The 18,375-nt window shown below is 37.1% G+C and carries 14 protein-coding genes and 1 tRNA gene; 6 read left to right on the forward strand and 9 right to left on the reverse strand.

Annotated features, from left to right (window positions below):
* Nucleotides 1-916, reverse strand: a 916-nt coding sequence (locus GWI58_RS09905) for an amino acid permease (RefSeq protein WP_161769138.1), incomplete at its 3' end; no start/stop codon positions are given.
* 258 nt (nucleotides 917-1,174) lie between these two features.
* On the opposite strand from GWI58_RS09905, the gene GWI58_RS09910 reads away from it, so the two are divergent.
* A tRNA-Lys gene (locus GWI58_RS09910) sits at nucleotides 1,175-1,250 on the forward strand.
* A gap of 408 nt (nucleotides 1,251-1,658) precedes the next feature.
* Here GWI58_RS09910 and putP read toward each other — a convergent pair.
* Nucleotides 1,659-3,143 (reverse strand): sodium/proline symporter PutP, encoded by a 1,485-nt coding sequence (gene putP / locus GWI58_RS09915; RefSeq protein WP_004243490.1) that lies wholly within the window; start codon nucleotides 3,141-3,143, stop codon nucleotides 1,659-1,661.
* A 471-nt stretch (nucleotides 3,144-3,614) separates the two neighbouring features.
* Here putP and putA point away from each other — a divergent pair, with 471 nt between their 5' ends.
* Nucleotides 3,615-7,583, forward strand: a complete 3,969-nt coding sequence (gene putA / locus GWI58_RS09920) for a trifunctional transcriptional regulator/proline dehydrogenase/L-glutamate gamma-semialdehyde dehydrogenase (protein ID WP_036900188.1) — start codon at nucleotides 3,615-3,617, stop codon at nucleotides 7,581-7,583.
* A 143-nt stretch (nucleotides 7,584-7,726) separates the two neighbouring features.
* Here the strand turns inward: putA and fliZ are convergent, their stop codons facing one another.
* The 4 genes from fliZ to GWI58_RS09940 all read right to left on the reverse strand — a co-directional run bounded on the left by fliZ (nucleotide 7,727) and on the right by GWI58_RS09940 (nucleotide 11,994).
* The gene (gene fliZ / locus GWI58_RS09925) at nucleotides 7,727-8,257 is read right to left on the reverse strand and encodes a flagella biosynthesis regulatory protein FliZ (RefSeq protein WP_004243493.1); all 531 of its coding nucleotides are present in this window, start codon (nucleotides 8,255-8,257) and stop codon (nucleotides 7,727-7,729) included.
* A gap of 58 nt (nucleotides 8,258-8,315) precedes the next feature.
* Nucleotides 8,316-9,038 (reverse strand): RNA polymerase sigma factor FliA, encoded by a 723-nt coding sequence (locus GWI58_RS09930; protein ID WP_004248319.1) that lies wholly within the window; start codon nucleotides 9,036-9,038, stop codon nucleotides 8,316-8,318.
* 442 nt (nucleotides 9,039-9,480) lie between these two features.
* A complete protein-coding gene (locus GWI58_RS09935) occupies nucleotides 9,481-10,575 on the reverse strand; it encodes a FliC/FljB family flagellin (RefSeq protein ID WP_161769139.1) in 1,095 nt (364 codons plus the stop codon).
* A gap of 309 nt (nucleotides 10,576-10,884) precedes the next feature.
* Complete coding sequence (locus GWI58_RS09940; RefSeq protein ID WP_161769140.1) at nucleotides 10,885-11,994, reverse strand: FliC/FljB family flagellin; 1,110 nt, start codon at nucleotides 11,992-11,994, stop codon at nucleotides 10,885-10,887.
* Nucleotides 11,995-12,379: 385 nt separating this feature from the next.
* Between GWI58_RS09940 and fliD the strand changes: the two genes are divergently transcribed.
* The 3 genes from fliD to fliT are packed head-to-tail and all read left to right on the forward strand — an operon-like array spanning nucleotide 12,380 to nucleotide 14,595.
* Complete coding sequence (gene fliD, locus GWI58_RS09945) at nucleotides 12,380-13,798, forward strand: flagellar filament capping protein FliD (RefSeq protein WP_110229117.1); 1,419 nt, start codon at nucleotides 12,380-12,382, stop codon at nucleotides 13,796-13,798.
* A 26-nt stretch (nucleotides 13,799-13,824) separates the two neighbouring features.
* Entirely contained in the window at nucleotides 13,825-14,223 is a 399-nt protein-coding gene (gene fliS, locus GWI58_RS09950) for a flagellar export chaperone FliS (protein ID WP_049218835.1), read from the forward strand.
* Between the two features lie 18 nt (nucleotides 14,224-14,241).
* Complete coding sequence (gene fliT / locus GWI58_RS09955; RefSeq protein WP_004243500.1) at nucleotides 14,242-14,595, forward strand: flagellar protein FliT; 354 nt, start codon at nucleotides 14,242-14,244, stop codon at nucleotides 14,593-14,595.
* Between the two features lie 293 nt (nucleotides 14,596-14,888).
* On the opposite strand, the gene GWI58_RS09960 is transcribed toward fliT, so the two are convergent.
* From GWI58_RS09960 to GWI58_RS09970, 3 genes are all read right to left on the reverse strand, one after another.
* Nucleotides 14,889-16,031: a hypothetical protein gene (locus GWI58_RS09960; RefSeq protein WP_161769141.1), complete on the reverse strand. Its 1,143-nt coding sequence runs from the start codon at nucleotides 16,029-16,031 to the stop codon at nucleotides 14,889-14,891.
* Nucleotides 16,032-16,498: 467 nt separating this feature from the next.
* Nucleotides 16,499-16,714, reverse strand: coding sequence for a hypothetical protein (locus GWI58_RS09965; RefSeq protein WP_004243502.1), 216 nt, complete (start codon nucleotides 16,712-16,714; stop codon nucleotides 16,499-16,501).
* 101 nt (nucleotides 16,715-16,815) lie between these two features.
* A complete protein-coding gene (locus GWI58_RS09970) occupies nucleotides 16,816-17,046 on the reverse strand; it encodes a DUF6500 family protein (RefSeq protein WP_161769142.1) in 231 nt (76 codons plus the stop codon).
* 400 nt (nucleotides 17,047-17,446) lie between these two features.
* On the opposite strand from GWI58_RS09970, the gene GWI58_RS09975 reads away from it, so the two are divergent.
* Entirely contained in the window at nucleotides 17,447-18,178 is a 732-nt protein-coding gene (locus tag GWI58_RS09975) for a fimbrial protein (protein WP_110229114.1), read from the forward strand.
* The last annotated feature ends 197 nt before the right edge of the window (nucleotides 18,179-18,375 follow it).

The following is an 18,375-nucleotide window of genomic DNA, read 5'->3' on the forward strand; positions in this document are numbered from 1 at the left end:
CTGCCGTTAATACCACAAAGTTAACTAAACTGGCTGCGGCTGGAATACCAATCATGACAAAGAGTTCTACAAACGGGCTTTTGTCTGCCAAAATCGAACGCCACGGCGTTACTGACATAATAATCGCCAAAGCCAAAACATAAAAAGTAATAATACGAATAGGAATAGCGTTAATCGCCTTAGGTAATGATTTCTCAGGATCACGTGTTTCAGCCGCTGCTGTACCTACCAGCTCAATCCCCACAAAGGCAAAGATAGCAATTTGAAAACCAGCAAAAAATCCGCTGATCCCTTTAGGGAACATACCGCCATCATTCCAGATATTTTCAATAGTTGCCGTGTGGCCGGCTGGAGATTGAAAATTTATGCTAATCAATACGATACCAACAATAATTAAAGAGACAATAGCGGTAATTTTGATCATCGAAAACCAAAATTCCATTTCCCCAAATAATTTTACTGTGGCTAAATTCAAAATAAGTAGTGTCAGCACACAAATAAAAGACGTTCCCCATTCAGGAAAATTGGGCGCCCAATAACTAATATAGGAGGTAATGGCAACAATATCCGCGATACCGGTGATAACCCAGCAAAACCAATAACTCCATCCAACAAAAAAGCCAGCCCAAGGCCCTAATAAATCCCCGGCAAAATTGCTAAATGATTTATATTCTAAATTTGATAATAATAGCTCTCCCATTGCTCGCATAACAAAGAACAGGACAAAGCCGATTATCATGTAAACAAAAATAATCGATGGCCCAGCTAGCGAAATGGTTTTCCCAGACCCCATAAATAAACCAGTACCAATAGCACCACCAATAGCGATTAATTGGATATGACGATTGGTTAGCCCGCGTTGTAGAGTGGCATTTTTCACTCTAACGGGCTGAGTAACTTCTGTTTGCTCTTCCATACAATACCTGAAATGTTTTCATATTTTTGATGTTGTTACGCCACTTTTTTATTTTTTCGCAGTGGCTAAGTTTGCGAAATTATTGTGACACAAATCTCAGAATAAGTAATGAAAAGATCACTTTTAGTAAAATGAGTGACGATTTGATAACCAAATAATATCCTTTCTTCATTTTAATAGACGATATTTTATACATTTGGAAAAAATTTCAAATTAAGGGTTGACCCGCCCTTAAGAGAGGAGAATAATTAGCGCATCGGGTTGTTAGCTCAGTTGGTAGAGCAGTTGACTCTTAATCAATTGGTCGGGGGTTCGAGCCCCCCACAACCCACCAAATTTACGCTGAGTAATCAGGCAGATAGGCCACTTAGAGATAAGTGGCTTTTTTGTATCTTGAAGAGAATGGCGACAAAATGGCGATAACAGCTAGCTATTATCACGCTAATTAATTGCGTTATATAGCTGACTAATATTTAACCTATAAATTATGATTGCAAAACAAGCACCTTTCAAAATATTAAACCAATAAAAATATTAATATTGGTATTATTAACTAATAACAGCATCAATAAAGTTTGATGGGTTAAATATCGCTTTGATTAAGCAATCTTAATGCTATTAATATCATGCTAAACAAAACCCTTTAATGGTTAATATTTACTGTTATTTTGCCAAAAAAATACCACCTATATTCTTATATAGATGGTATTTCATTAAATAGAATCTTACTGCTTATTAATAATTAAGTGTTACGATATTCCGCTTCTGCTTCATCAAAACGTTGTTGATTTTCTGCCGTTGGTGACTTACCCATTAAACTGACAATAACAATGGCTATGGACGCGAAAATAAAGCCCGGAATAATTTCATAAAGACCGAACCATTTATATTGCATCCATACCAGTACCGTTAATGCACCAATTAACATTCCCGCAAAAGCACCATTACGAGTCATACGTTTCCAAGTGACAGAGATAAGGATCACCGGACCAAATGCAGCACCAAATCCTGCCCAAGCATTACTCACCAAATCAAGTACTTTATTTTCTGGATCACGGGCTAAATAAATAGCGATAACCGCAACTAATAACACCATGCCACGACCAACCCAAACTAACTCTTTTTGACTGGCATTTTTACGAATAAAAGGCTTATATAAATCTTCAGTTAATGCACTGGCGCAGACTAATAATTGGCAGCTTAAAGTACTCATTACCGCAGCTAAAATCGCAGATAACAAAATACCAGCTATCCACGGGTTGAAAAGTAACGAGGCTAATTCCATAAAGATACGCTCATTTTTAGCCATAACTGGACCTGCAACGGTCGGATTAACCTCAAAATAAGCAATACCAAAGAAGCCCACCGCCACCGTTCCGCCTAAACAGAGGATCATCCAAGTCATACCAATACGGCGCGCTTTACGAATAGTTTGATTTGAATCTGCTGCCATAAAACGCGCGAGAATATGAGGCTGTCCAAAATAACCTAATCCCCAAGCTAATAATGAAACAATAGCAATAAAATCAAGCCCTTTAAACATATCAAGATAAGCCGGATCTTTCGCTTTAATGATCTCTATAGAGGTGTCAATTCCACCAATTGAGAAAATAACAATAATTGGTGTTAGAATAAGTGCGAAAATCATTAATGTGGCTTGTACCGTATCCGTCCAACTTACCGCCAAAAAACCACCTAGGAAAGTATATGCAATGGTTGCTAGTGCACCATAAATCATCGCTTCATGATAAGGAATGCCAAAGGTAGACTCAAAAAGCATACCTCCTGCGACGACACCTGATGCACAATAAATAGTGAAGAAAATAAGAATAACTAACGCAGAAATAATGCGTAGCATTTTGCTTTTGTCATCAAAGCGAGAAGTTAAATAGTCTGGTAAAGTCAGTGCATTATTGTTTTTTTCTGTTTGTAAACGTAAGCGCCCTGCAACTAAACGCCAGTTAAGCCATGCACCTAAACATAAACCAATGGCTATCCAACTTTCGGAGATCCCCGCAAAAAAAACCACACCTGGTAATCCCATTAATAGCCAGCCACTCATATCAGAAGCGCCCGCAGAAAGTGCCGTTACTACACTACCAAGCCTTCGGCCCCCTAAAATATAATCATCAAAATTTTTTGTTGATCGATACGCTAGATAGCCGATAAAAAGCATCCCCAATATATAGATCGTAAAGGTAATTAGCATTGGCGAATTTAGAGCCATAATCGCAGTTCTCCATATATCTGTTACGATCAATTGCTATGCTTTCAACTTATGCAGGAACGTTGCACTTCGTTGCACACCAATGACCTTATCAGTTTTTATTTAAAATAATTTCTTACTGTAACAAATAAAACATTCATATCAATCCTAGAATAGGTTATAAGCATTTAACAAGAAATTAACGTATCGGTGTTTAATTTTTGTATGTAACTTCACACTATTTGCTTCAGTTGAAAGAGATTAATATTATCTCTTCATTGAAGAAAAACATATAAACCAATGAATTATAAATATTATTTATTTATCTATCTAAGATAATATTTTTTAACCATTTATAAAACCTGACAACTTTCACATTATTTATAAATTTATTGTTAACAATGTTGCACAAAGTTGCAACATAGCTGATATTAAGAAAAATAACTGGTCAATGTGCCGTATAAGTAAGATGCACGATATGAGGAGCACTGCATGAGTAGCACAACAATGGGTGTTAGACTTGATGAAGAAACCCGTAATAGATTAAAAGATGCTGCACAAAAATTAGATAGAACATCTCATTGGCTAATTAAACAAGCCATCTTCAATTATCTTGAACAAATTGAAAATGATCAGCTCACCCTAACCCCTATTACACAGGCTGAGCAAGATATTGAAGAAAGCACAGATCCCCTAACGGCACATTATCAACCGTTTTTAGAATTTGCAGAGCAGATCCACCCACAATCGGTGTTACGCTCGGCAATTACTTCTGCTTATCGTATACCTGAAACACAAGCAGTGCCTATGCTACTACAGCAGGCAACGCTACCTGAGCATGAGGCTCAAGCCACGCATAAACTGGCTTACTCCATTGCAGAAAAATTACGCAAACAAAAACAGGGTGTTGGACGCTCAGGTCTGGTACAAGGCTTACTGCAAGAGTTTTCTCTCTCTTCCCAAGAGGGGGTTGCCTTAATGTGTTTAGCCGAAGCTTTATTGCGTATTCCTGATAAAGCAACCCGTGATGCCCTGATCCGAGATAAAATTAGCCATGGCAATTGGCGCTCGCATTTAGGGCAAAGCCAATCTATGTTTGTCAATGCCGCCACTTGGGGTCTACTGTTTACAGGCAAACTCGTCTCTACCCATAACGAAGAGAAATTATCTAATTCTCTAAATCGCATTTTAACTAAAAGTGGTGAACCTTTAGTGCGTAAAGGCGTTGATATGGCGATGCGGTTAATGGGGGAACAATTTGTCACTGGTGAAACTATCTCCCAAGCGTTAGCCAATGCACGCAAACTTGAAGAAAAAGGCTTTAGATATTCCTATGATATGCTAGGAGAAGCGGCCTTAACGGAAAAAGATGCGCAAGACTATTTAGTCTCTTATCAACAAGCCATCCATGCCATTGGTAAAGCCTCTAATGGACGAGGTATTTATGAAGGACCGGGGATCTCCATTAAACTTTCAGCGTTACATCCCCGTTATAGTCGAGCTCAATATGATAGAGTGATGTCGGAGCTTTACCCTCGTCTACTCTCTTTAACGCTACAAGCCAAGCAATATGATATTGGTATTAATATTGATGCAGAAGAAGCGGATAGACTGGAAATATCCCTCGATTTATTAGAAAAACTCTGCTTTGAGCCAGAATTAGCGGGTTGGAATGGTATAGGATTTGTTATTCAAGCCTATCAGAAACGCTGCCCTTTAGTGATTGATTATATTATTGATTTAGCTCGCCGCAGTCGCCGCCGTTTAATGATCCGTTTAGTAAAAGGGGCTTATTGGGATAGTGAAATTAAACGCGCGCAAATGGATGGACTGGAAGATTACCCTGTTTATACCCGTAAAGTGTATACCGATGTCTCTTACCTTGCGTGTGCGAAAAAACTGCTTGCTTCACCGAATTATATTTATCCGCAATTTGCCACGCATAATGCCCATACTTTATCAGCCATTTATCATCTAGCGGGTCAAAATTACTATCCTGGTCAATATGAATTCCAATGCTTACACGGTATGGGTGAACCCCTCTATGCACAAGTTGTGGGTAAAATTGCTGATGGTAAACTTGGTCGCCCTTGTCGTATCTATGCGCCAGTAGGTACTCATGAAACCCTACTGGCTTACCTTGTGCGTCGATTATTAGAAAATGGTGCAAATACCTCGTTTGTAAATCGTATCGCTGACACCACCATCTCCTTAGATGAATTAGTTGCCGATCCGGTTAAAGAGATCAATAAAATTGCGCAAGCTGAAGGACAAATCGGACTTTCACATCCTAAAATCCCGCTCCCAATGCAGCTTTATGGTGATGAACGCAAAAATTCACCGGGGATTGATATGTCCAATGAGCATCGTTTAGCCTCACTATCCAGTGCATTACTGACCTCTGCGATGGAAAAAATTCACAGCCATCCGCTCATTGGTGGTGAGTGTAATAGTGCAGAAGAAGTGATTGCACCACAATCTATACTCAATCCGGCAAATCACACCGATGTCGTCGGTACAGTACGTGAAACAACGGCCGCCGAAGCTAATTTTGCTTTAGATATTGCCCAAGAAAATGGTGAAATTTGGTTTGCAACCCCACCTGCGGAAAGAGCGGCGTTTTTAGTCCGCACGGCAGAACTGATGGAACAGCAAATGGGGCCATTAATGGGTGTCTTAGTAAGAGAAGCGGGCAAAACCTATAGTAATGCTATTGCAGAAGTGCGTGAGGCGATTGATTTTCTTTATTATTACTCAGCACAAGTGGCAAATGATTTTGATAATAATACCCATCGTCCTTTAGGCCCTGTTGTCTGTATTAGTCCTTGGAACTTCCCATTAGCGATCTTTAGTGGACAAATTGCAGCGGCGTTAGCGGCAGGTAATACCGTACTGGCCAAACCTGCGGAGCAAACCCCTCTGATTGCTTTTAAAGCCGTAGAACTATTTTATCAAGCAGGAGTACCTCGCAGTGCATTACAACTCTTACCGGGTCAAGGGGAGACCATTGGTGCACAATTAGTGGCTGATGAACGCGTGCGTGGTGTGATGTTTACAGGCTCTACCGAAGTTGCCCACATTTTGCAAAAAACCTTAGCGGGTAGACTCGATAGCGAAGGTCGCCCTGTTCCTTTAATTGCTGAAACAGGTGGCTTAAACGCCATGATTGTCGACTCTTCTGCCTTAACGGAACAAGTGGTCACTGACGTTATGGCCTCTGCTTATGATAGTGCGGGTCAACGTTGTTCTGCTTTGCGTATTCTCTGTATTCAAGAAGAAGTGGCTGATAGCACGATTGAAATGTTAAAAGGCGCAATGGCACAAGCCATAATAGGTGATCCAAGTCTCTTATCAACAGATATTGGCCCTGTAATTGATAAAGAGGCAAAAGCGGGTATTGAAAAACATATCCAAACTATGCGCACAGCAGGTTTTGACGTTTATCAAGCAACCTATAATCAACTTACTAAACAGGCTGAAAATAACAGTACTTTTGTTCCTCCTACCTTAATTGAGTTAGATAAAATTAGCTCACTTAAAAAAGAGATTTTTGGCCCTGTACTGCACGTCGTACGTTACTCAAGCCAAGATCTGCCTGCTTTATTAGCTGAAATTAATGCGACTGGATATGGATTAACAATGGGGGTTCATACCCGTATTGATGAAACTATCGCTTATGTAGCGACTCATGCAAAAGTAGGAAATTTATATGTAAACCGCAATATGGTAGGTGCTGTTGTCGGGGTACAACCTTTTGGTGGTGAAGGCTTATCGGGTACGGGGCCAAAAGCTGGAGGCCCTGCTTATTTGTATCGTTTATTATCAAAACGTCCTGAAAATGCCATAACACAAACCTTAGCACGTCAAGATGAAACATTACCCCTTGATGCCTCTATGCGACAAAAGTTATTACAAACCTATCATCACTATATGACGTGGTTAGCAAATAAAACGGAACCTGCACATTATCAGGCGCTAGAAGAATACGCCAATGCATCACAAGCCGGCACATTGCGCGTATTGCCGGGGCCTACTGGCGAGCGTAATACCTATCAATTAGTCCCTTGTGGCAAGGTGCTTTGTCTCTCAGATAATGAGCAAGATATATTTACTCAGTTAGCGGGAGTCTTTGCATCAGGATGCCATGCTATTGTCCATAATGCTGTTTTCTCGCAAAAAACCTATCGTGAATTGCCTGATATGATCAGAAAAGCAATCACACTCACGGACAACTGGCAAGATGAGTCACTAAGCATTAATGCCGTTATTTATCATGGTGATAGTGATCAGTTAAAAGAAACTTGTCAGCAAATTGCACAACGTAAAGGGGCTATTATTTCAGTACAAGGCTTCTCACGTGGTGAGACAGCATTGTTATTAGAGCGTTTATTGCATGAACGAGCATTAAGCGTCAATACCGCTGCTGCCGGAGGCAATGCCAGCTTAATGACGATCAGTTAAACCCAGCGTTCTCTTTCTCACTTTATTTTTGAGACCACCTTTAACTTACTTATCTATTAAAGGTGGTTTTTTTATTTCTGGAATAAAAAATAAAAAGGAGCAACATAATGTTACCCCTTTTTTTAGGTCTCTCTTGAATGCGATTAGTGACCACTACTCATCGAGGTTGGCGCTTGGCACCAATCAAGATATTGCTCATACTTACGTAGGGCAATGTTGTAGTTACTAAATGCGGAGGGAGTGAGCTTTTTACTCAAGTCTGACTGAATTTTCTCTGTCGTAAATTCTTGACGAGGAAAATTAGTGGAAGTCAGCAATTCATCGAGTCGACGTAAACGAACCACATACTCACGAACAGTACTGTGGCTCATCTCCGTTTGTTCGAACAAATACTGCTTAAAAGACATAATGTCAAAGTAATCAGTTTCACTATTACAGTAAATCTCACTACAAAAACGGCACAGCGCAGAAAACTTTCCTTGCAAGGTTTCCCATGTTTCATCATCAATTAAATCTGTCATTTCAGAAATGGCTTCTTTATTGATAACTTGGCGATTGAATACGAGAGAAATCCGATCAAGCGCCTTATGGCAATGCAAACAATGAGTTTGGCTGTGTTTATAGTCTTTAATGTAACGGCTTAGCGGCCGTTTCTTTTGTGTTGAAACAGACATAAGAGATAAAGCCCTGTGTTGTAGTCTTAATAAATAAAAACAAAAATAAGCAAAACTTCTATTTCTCTGGGTTTAAGCGTGCTCGCAGCCTTTTGATTGCTTGGCTGTGTAGCTGACTTACGCGGGATTCCCCGACATTAAGCACTGCGCCTATTTCTTTCAAATTAAGTTCTTCCTGATAATACAGGGTAAGAACCATTTTTTCCCTTTCGGGAAGCAATTCTATCGCGTCTATGACTCTTTGGCGAATATCACTTTCCAATAACATTTGTAAAGGATTGTCATCGTGATCTTCGTCTTGAGACGGTTCACAGCTTTCACCGTAAATTTCATGCCATTCGTCATAAGAGAACAACTGGCTGTTATTTGTATCCAATAGGATCTGCCGGTATTCTGCTAACTCAATCTGCAAATGATCAGCAACTTCCTGTTCTGATGGTGGTCGTCCTAGATCCTGCTCTAACTGATGAATGGATTGTGTCACTTCTCTTGCATTACGGCGCACACTACGGGGCGCCCAATCACGACTTCGTAGCTCATCTAACATAGAGCCACGAATACGTTGCACAGCATAAGTAGTAAAGGCGGCACCTTGCATTGAGTCATAACGCTCAACGGCATTCAGTAGGCCAATCCCCCCTGCTTGCAAAAGATCATCCAATTCAACACTCGCAGGTAACTTGACCTGTAATCGTAATGCTTCATGGCGAACCAAAGGGACATATCGCTCCCAGAGGCTATTTTTGTCCATCACGCCTTCGGCGGTATACAAATCACTCACAACAAAAGACACCTTTGGATAAAAGACCGGAAACCATTATCCGACGAAATAGTGTTAGCAATCGGCTGAACAGTGAAGCAAAAGCCCCTCTTTTTCACCTATGCTAAATTTTCAGCGAAAATTGGGTTTTCATTGATAATTTAATTTGTTATTGCATTACAAGTACATACTGTACCTTAAGATGGGTCATACTAATCCGCAGAAAAACCGTTAAATAAATTGATATTTTGTCTTATTGAAAGAAATGTATTCATCAAATCTGTATTTTGTTGATAAAAAAATAACATATAAATCATATTACTTATCTTTTATCTATTTTTACCTACAACCTATCAATGGGAATACCTATCCATGATTAATAAAAAAAACGATTGTTTTGATGAAAAAACACCCACAGCAAAAATGGCTGTGGGTGGGATCTGAAGATGAGTTTAATGAAGGATTAACGTAACAGAGACAGAACAGTTTGTGGTACTTGGTTTGCTTGAGCCAGTACAGCAGTACCTGCTTGTTGCAAGATTTGATTTTTACTCATATTGGACACTTCTGTCGCATAGTCAGCATCTAAGATACGGCTACGTGAAGCAGATAAGTTATTAACAGTATTGTTTAAGTTATTGATAGTAGATTGGAAACGGTTTTGAATTGCACCTAATTTAGAGCGACTTTCATCAACCTTGCTAATTGCGTTATCTAAAGTTGCTAAAGCGTCATCCTTAACATTTAAAATTTTAACATCTTTACCTGCATCTGCTGTAAATTTTGTGGTGGCAGATGCTTTTAATCCAAGTTTAGTACCTTTAGCATCTAATTCGAAATCACTTTTAGATACTACATAGTCTGCACTACCTTTAGTAACAATAAATTTATCTTTTACTACTTTACCATCAAGTTTAAATTCTTTTACAGTAATATTGTCATACCCATCTGTCGCAGCAGCATTGATTTGTTTCGCATCGATTGCATTACCTGCTGCTGTAACCCCTTTTTTCTCTGTTTTAGCATCAAACAGTTTATCACTAGCAACACCTAATGTGTCGTTATCAATTTTATCTAAATTGAATTCAATCACTTCATTGTCATTAGTACCCACTTGAATGGTCATTTTTGACTTTTCACCACTCAGTACTTTCACACCGTTAAACTGAGTTTGTTCTGATACACGATTGATTTCATCTAAACGTTGATTAACTTCATTTTGGATAGAAGTGATATCTGAGTTAGAGTTAGTCCCGTTTTTCGCTTGAACAGTTAATTCACGAATACGTTGTAAGTTATTGTTGATTTCGTTCAATGCACCTTCAGTGGTTTGAGACACTGAAATACCATCATTCGCATTACGAGATGCTTGAGTTAAACCGTTAATATTTGAAGTGAAACGGTTAGCAATAGCTTGACCTGCCGCATCGTCTTTCGCGCTGTTAATACGCATACCTGAAGATAAACGTTCAATTGCATTACCAAGTGCGCTTTGTGAACGATTTAGATTATTTTGAGTAACTAAAGACAGATAATTAGTATTAATAACTTGTGCCATACAATATTCCTTCAATTTTATTTAAAAACTTTTAATAAATAGGTTTGTTATTACACTCCTGTAATAACGTTGCCTAAACACTATCGTCATTAAATCGAAGGTATTTATGTGTTTTCGCGTCGCGAAAATAGTAAAAAAAGCCAATTAATTAATTTATAAGAGATAATGACTATCAGAAAAAACAAAAATAGATGGAGAGAAAAAAATAAACTAAAACAGAGTGAGTTTAAATATAAAATAAAATGACAAAAAAGACCCTCAGATGAGGGCCTTTGATATAGAAAGGTATCTTTTGTGTCAGTATACGAATTAACGTAACAGAGACAGAACAGTTTGTGGTACTTGGTTTGCTTGAGCAAGTACTGAAGTACCCGCTTGTTGCAAGATTTGACCACGGCTCATGTTAGAAACTTCTGTTGCATAGTCAGCATCTAAGATACGGCTACGTGAAGCAGATAAGTTGTTAACAGTGTTGTTTAGGTTGTTGATAGTAGATTCAAAACGGTTTTGAATCGCACCTAATTTAGAACGGCTTTCATCAATGGTGTTGATAGCTTTGTCTAAAGTTGCTAAAGCGTCATCTTTAACGTCTAAAGTTTTAACTTCTTTAGCATCAGCCTCAGCAAATACTGTTTTTGAAGCACCTGCTTTCAGTGCTAATTTGTCATCACCATTTTTTTCTAAATCAGATTTATTAACAACAAATTTGCCACCAGCGTCATCTTCAATGATAACTTTATTAGCATCTGCAGTACCATCTACATTATATGCAGCAGCAGATTTTACAGTACCATTAGTACCGTCACCGAAACCCGCACCAGCAGCTAAAGTTTTAGCATCAATTGCAGTACCTTCTTTAATTTCACCTTTTGTTACTGTAGTTTCAGTGAACAGTTTATCACTAGCAACACCTAATGTATCGTTATCAACTTTATCTAAGTTAAATTTGATAGTTTCATTATCGTTAGTACCAACTTGGATAACCATTTCTGATTTCTCACCGCTCAGTACTTTAACGCCGTTAAACTGAGTTTGTTCAGAAATACGGTTGATTTCGTCTAAACGTTCTTTCACTTCGTTTTGGATAGAAGTGATATCTGAATTAGAGTTAGTACCGTTTTTCGCTTGAACAGTTAACTCACGGATACGTTGTAAGTTATTGTTGATTTCGTTCAATGCACCTTCAGTTGTTTGAGCGATAGAGATACCATCGTTCGCATTACGTGAAGCTTGAGTTAAACCATTTACGTTTGAAGTGAAACGGTTAGCAATTGCTTGACCCGCTGCATCGTCTTTTGCACTGTTGATACGTAGACCAGAAGACAGACGCTCGATTGCACTTCCTAAAGTTCCCTGAGATTTGTTCAGGTTGTTTTGAGTTACCAGGGATAGATAGTTGGTATTAATGACTTGTGCCATAGCTAGATTCCTTTAAAATCAAGTCGATAAAATAAAAGTTTGCCTATTCATTTACGGTGTCAATCACCGGCAACAAGTTTATCGGCACCCCAGATACAACCTTTAACTTTTCCAACAAAATTTTCTGTGATTTTTTATAGAATTGCCATTAACTAAATGATATATAAAGAAATTAATTTATTATTTTTTTATATTATTTTTATCAATTCTCGTCATAAACCTTTTTCTTATGCAAAATTCGACTTTAGTATTCAATGACAATAAAAGGCTTCTATATGGCGGTCTGTTTCCCTCATCAAAAATAGTAAATAGACGTAAACTTTTCGCCAATTCTTCCGATAACGCTGTGTAGGGATTATTTTACGAACACAGAAAGGAGACCAGTATGGCTGGTATTAGTGCACTAGGAGTAGGCGCCAAGATGCCGCTTGGCGAAACATTAATGCAATTAGAGGCTGCGGAAAATAAACGCCTTGAACCTTTAGACAAACAGATGAAAAGCTACGATGCACAAATTACTGCATATGGAAAAATTCGTAGCCAATTAGATAAATTACAGAAAGCATCTGAAGAATTAAAAAAATTCGATAAAATTGTCGCCACCAAAGTTGATGATGAGTTTGATGCATTTAAAGTAACCACTGATGGTAAAGCAAGCATTGGTAATTATACGGTCTCGGTAACAGAGCTTGCCCATGCTCAAACACTGAAATCAAAAGCCGTCAGTGATATCAAAGATCCTATTGGTGAAACATTAGGTGAAGGCAAAACTCGGACTTTAGTGATCACCCAAAAAGGTGAAAAAGAGCCTTTAAAAATAGAGTTAACAGACAGTCAAACTTCTATTATTGAATTACGTGATGCTATCAATAAAAAAGAAGGCAACGTTTCTGCCACTATTGTAAAAGCCCAAGATGGCGTTAACCATTTAGTTCTGACTTCTCGTAAAGAAGGTACAGATTCTCGAATGGAAATCACTGTTGAAGGTGATAGTAAGCTTAACGATTTTATTAGCTACTCCAGTGAAAAAAACAGTGGCGCAATGACAGAGATCGTTAAAGCAAATAATGCAAAGTTAACGATTAATGGGATTAAAATTGAACGTCAAACTAATGAAATTAAAGATGCGCCTGAAGGGATCACGTTAAATCTTAAGAAAAAAACCAATGATAATAAAGATAGCGTAGATAAGCCTGAAATTATTACGGTTGCGCGTGATATTGAGCCAATGAAAAAGGCCATAAAAGCCTGGACAGACGCTTATAATGAATTAAATAAAACCTATAAAGATTTCACCAAATACACCCAAGTTGAAAAAGGTGAAAATGCCTCTAAAGATAATGGTGTGTTATTAGGTGATACCACTAGCCGGATGATTATGTCTGAGCTAAAAAGCTTTATCACTCGTTCTCAATCTTCATCAGAGATTGATACCCTTAATAAAATGGGCATTAAATTTAAAGTAGATGGCACATTAGAAGTTGATGATAAAAAACTCGATAAAGCATTAAAAGAAAAACCCGCTAACGTCAAAGAGTTTTTTATGGGGGATGGTAAAGAAACAGGATTTGGTACTCAAACCTATAATTACCTGAAAAAAACACTGCAATCCAACGACGGCACCCTTGATATTGCCACTGATGGTGTTAAAAAACGTAAAAAATCGTTAGATAACCAAATTAAAAATACCAAACGTACTATTGAAGCGACGATGGAACGTTATAAAAAACAGTTTCAATTATTAGATAAAATGGTCAACGCCATGACTAACTCAAGCGCATCAATTGAACGTTTATTACGTTAATTTTTTAAGTAGGATATTAGGATATTATGTATCAACAATCAGCCAGTAAAATGTATGCTCAAATCGATGTTGAAAGTGAGATTTTAAATGCTTCACCTTACCAGCTGATCCAAATCCTATTTAATGGGGCGCTAAGCGCCCTTCGCCGTGCATTAATATTAATGGAACAAGGAAATATCGCCGGAAAAGGAGAAAATATTTCTAAAGCCATTAACATTATTGGCAACGGCTTAAAACAGGGGCTGGATAAAGAAAAAGGGGGAGAGCTTGCTGAAAATTTAGCATTACTTTACGACTATATGATCACTCAACTACTCGATGCCAATTTAAAAAATAATCCAGAAAAAATTCATGAAGTCATCAAGTTATTAACTGAAATTTCTGATGCTTGGCAACAAATTGGCACACAGATTAATTCTTATTAAAAAGCGTGGACAGCAAATATGGATATAATGGCAGCTTACGAGCAGGTTTTGAAATTAAGTGAGCAAATGTTAACGCTTGCCAAAAATCAGCAGTGGGATCAGCTGATAGAAATGGAAATGGATTATTTAAAAAGTGTAGAAATTATCACTAAGATGATAAAACCCACTGAGGGTGAGCTGATAATACAACAGCAGCTCACCAATATGTTAAAGAAAATACTCGAAAATGAAAATGAGACGCGAAATTTATTACGAGCAAGATTAGATAAGCTCGCTGTTTTAATAAGACAGACTGAACAAGAGCAGAGGGTACAAAATAGCTATGGTCAGTTTTCAGAGCATAGTTATTATCCTGATCTCAATCTAAAATAACTTTCCTCTGCGCCAAAAGCGGTTTTATTAGCTAATGGCGTCTTTATTTACCGAGTTATATCTTGCTATACGATATTATTTGTTATCGGTAACGTTGTGACAATTAAACGATATGATATAAAAATAACATAATAAAAACTCAATTTATTACACTATATCATTAGACTATCGCTATCATCATCTGCTCTTCCCCATCTATTTGTTCCCCATTTACTGATATCATCACCGATAAATAAAAATCGCCTACACATGGCAGGCGATAAACTTACTGTTTCAAATAGATAATAAATGATTTATTTGATCACATCGTAGAGTTGAGGGTTTGCAAAATAGTCTGCGGTTAATGCCATAGAAGGCTCATATTGTGCCCCATAGATATCAGAGAATGCTTTACCCTCTTTGCCTAATGAAACTTTACGTTGGTCTTCGCCGGTACTTTCAGATATAGAATAAGTTTTACGGCGCATAGCAATATATTTATCCGCATCATTTTTAATATCAGTATGATGCTCAAATATCTCCTTATCAGTTAACTCTAGCTTGTTCGCTAATTGACATCCCCAACGTGTTAAACATCTTTCTGCAAAATGTCGCACAATTAACCCCGGTGAAAATAGTGCATTTTTACCTTCACTACCATCAATAGCAGCATTGCCTACTAAAGTCGCATGGCGTCCAGAAAGCGGGAAAATATGCATTTTCGTCTCAGCAGTCACGGTTGGAATAACGCAAGCAAATCCTTTTGAGCGTTCATCAATGGCATAAAATCCGACATATTCCTTAACATTGCTACCTAGTGTCACCTTTTCTGGTTGGAAATTAAGTGGCCCTGGGACGGGATCAATAGCAAAAATATTGACCGGAATATCTTTTAATAGGGGATCTTTTAACATGGCATTGGCAAGCATATGACAGGTGATGCCACCACGGCTCCAACCCATTAAATTCACTTGGGTGGGAATGATGCCATCTTTGCGAAAGGTACGAATAATTTGTTGCTGAAGTTGTTGTTGAGTGACATAGCGGTCACCATAATTATATTTACGCCATAAAAAAGAGCCAGTCACTTCAACATCTTCAATGGGAATACCCGCTTTTTTCAGTTGATTATATTGTTGTTCTGTTAACTTTTCACGTTGCCAGTCAAAGTTGCCTTTCATTAAGCATAGTGCATGTTCAACATTTTCTTCCCATCCACTGCCAAATAAAGCGCCTTTTATATCTGAATAATTAGGGCTTTCAACCCATAAATCATCTTCTTGCAAATTACCGCTACCTGGGCCATCTACAATAAACCACTGAGCAAATTCGCGATCTTGATTATTATGCGCCAAGGTGGAAACAAGCTCACCTTGCCAATAAACAGGATTATTATGATTATTATTATCAAAAGATGAAGCGCCGGTACCACAAAAATAAACGGTTAATACTGTCATAATTAAAAATTCCTTGTATGTTTTACTAAAAAATCAAAATAATGATCTCTATTTCCTTGTATCGAGCTATTCCTTAGCTCAAGTAAACTTTAACGACTACACTTTTTTTATTCAAATATAAAAAAGTCATTATCACAGTTCAGATCACATAATTAATAACTATTTAAGTTAAGTCGTATATTAATTGCTGTATAGCCATCTTAATTAAACTAATGCTATTCATTATCTGCTTTTTTAGTGAAAAAATTATTTTGATTATAAAAATAATATCGAATATTTCACGAAGTTAAGAGACTAAATCTTAATAGATTTATTATTTATTGTGATAGCGAATTGGGATAGTGAAGAGAGTAGTTAAAAATAAATCATTAACGAAGTGTTTATTTTTCTTCTTACCGTTGGAAGTTGAGATAAAAACAAAAAAATCTCGCTAATGATCTTAACGAGATTTTTATTAATTGATACGCTTATAAACGATTAAATGCCACAACTCTCACCGCAGGAATATCAGCTTGAGCCCCTTGTGCAACTTCCTGACATGCTTTTTCTAACGCAATATGGGGTGTGATCCCACTCTCAGTTTCTACTATTTTATGCCCGGCGTAGGTATCACCATTTCTGGAACGCACTTTATACGCAATAAACCAATATTCCATATCATCACCGTTTACGTTATTAATCATAAAATTACCATAACGGTTTATGACTAACGTTAATGTGATAATAATCAATAATTTTCAGTTTTTTCGTATCAGGTTGATAAAAATGATAACAGCGTACAGATCTAACGATTAGTTTCCATTTCAGTTTGTATCATTTTCTTAATTGTTGTGGCTTTTTCAAAATGATCTAATTTATGCGTCATTATCCACCAAGTTGCCACTTCCATTAATAATTCAGGATCATCATTTTTATTAGCAAAAAAAGCATAAAAAGAGAGGCCTACCCCTTCTCCCTTTTGTGCTATTTTTGTATCACATACTTGGATGATTTTTTGCTGTAATATTCTGCCCATCGTTTGTGTCACTCAGTGCGTTGTTAGTTAGTACAGCTTACATAGGAAGTGTTGTCTTGTGAAGACGAAAATGACGGAAAGGATTTTATTAAAAATGAGCGTTTTAAAGTTGATTAATTTAATTATATTTATATAAAAATATAAAACAATCTAAAAAAGAGTATCTAATTAAAATCCTATTTAATTAATATAAAACCCACATTTACCTATCGGGATTAAAACACTATTTTAAATTATTTCTTTTAGCGAATATCGGATAGTAAAACAAACTCACTTTAAGAAAGTCTAAATTAGATATATTAAAAACATATTTATTTAACATTAAATAAATGAACAAAAGGTGTATTATATAATATTGTTTTGTTATTTACCCTCTAAAAAAGAATAAAGGAATAATGATATGAAAAAAGTATTACTTAGTCTTGCTATGCTGAGTGTAATATCAACACCGGTATTGGCTAAAACGCCTGTGGCTAACTTAAAAATCAATGGTGATATTAAGCCACCAACTTGTACTATTAATGGTGGCAATGTTGATTTAGTCTACAATCTAGGGAATATTTCACCGTCCGTGATACCTAACGATATGACCTATAATCAACTTCCATCTATTTCGAATACACTGACAGTGACATGTGACACATCAACTTTTTTAACTTTTAGAGCAACTGACGGCTATCCTAATCCCTTTATCCAAACTCCCGATATGAATATCAATTTTAGAGCACACGCTTTTAATTTAGTGGATAGTGCCGATACATCTAAAACCGTAGGTGGAATTACATACCGGTGGAAAGATGTAACAGTTGATGGAAAAGATGCTTATCTTTCACGAGCTAATGATGGTGATAACGGTTATGATAATGGTAATTGGTCTTATGAGAACGAAATAGTAAAAGGTGCTACCGTTGGATGGACAGCAGAACAGCAAAAATATGTCCCGCTCGATAAGCTTAACTTATTGTCTGGAAAGACTTTTAAAGCTACATTCTATAATGAAAATAAAATAACATATAATGTTGCGCAAACTTATTTGCACCCAAAAAAAATGTTAACGGAAGATGGCATTGATCTTACAATGGGTCTTGATTATACAGGCCAAGTGATCCTCACTTTTAACTTTGGTGTCTAAATTTTAGAATAATTGATAATCACAATATAACTACATAAACATTTATATTGTGATTATCTTTTTATATTAATATGAATGAATACTATTTATGTATGAAAGTCATATCAAACAAGACATATTTATAATGCTTAGATAACTGAGAACGATCAAGGCCCAATATCGCTATTAAGCCAAACATTGAATGATCCTATCCCCTA

The sequence above is a fragment of the Proteus sp. G2674 genome (assembly GCF_009915195.1).
Taxonomy (GTDB): Bacteria; Pseudomonadota; Gammaproteobacteria; order Enterobacterales; family Enterobacteriaceae; genus Proteus; species Proteus mirabilis.